The sequence below is a fragment of the Borborobacter arsenicus genome (genome assembly GCF_003934165.1).
GTDB lineage: Bacteria > Pseudomonadota > Alphaproteobacteria > Rhizobiales > Rhizobiaceae > Pseudaminobacter > Pseudaminobacter arsenicus.
The window spans coordinates 1-368 of sequence record NZ_RKST01000111.1 but is presented as its reverse complement, the minus strand read 5'-3'; the positions used below and the strand labels follow the sequence as shown (position 1 = coordinate 368).

The following is a 368-nucleotide window of genomic DNA, read 5'->3' as shown; positions in this document are numbered from 1 at the left end:
ATGGCCAAGAGTAAATTCGAGCGCACCAAGCCGCATGTGAACATTGGCACGATTGGTCACGTTGACCATGGCAAGACGTCGCTGACGGCAGCGATCACGAAGTATTTCGGCGATTTCCGGGCCTATGACCAGATCGACGCGGCACCTGAGGAGAAGGCGCGCGGCATCACGATCTCGACCTCGCATGTGGAGTATGAGACGGAGAACCGTCACTATGCGCATGTCGACTGCCCGGGCCACGCCGACTATGTGAAGAACATGATCACCGGTGCGGCGCAGATGGACGGGGCGATCCTGGTGGTTTCGGCGGCCGACGGCCCGATGCCGCAGACGCGCGAGCACATCTTGCTGTCGCGCCAGGTCGGCGT

1 protein-coding gene is annotated in these 368 nt (G+C 61.4%); it reads left to right on the top strand.

Going from position 1 to position 368, the window contains the following annotated elements; translation table 11 throughout:
• A partial coding sequence (locus EET67_RS25435; protein WP_170313250.1) for a GTP-binding protein occupies positions 1–368 on the top strand: 368 nt, incomplete at its 3' end.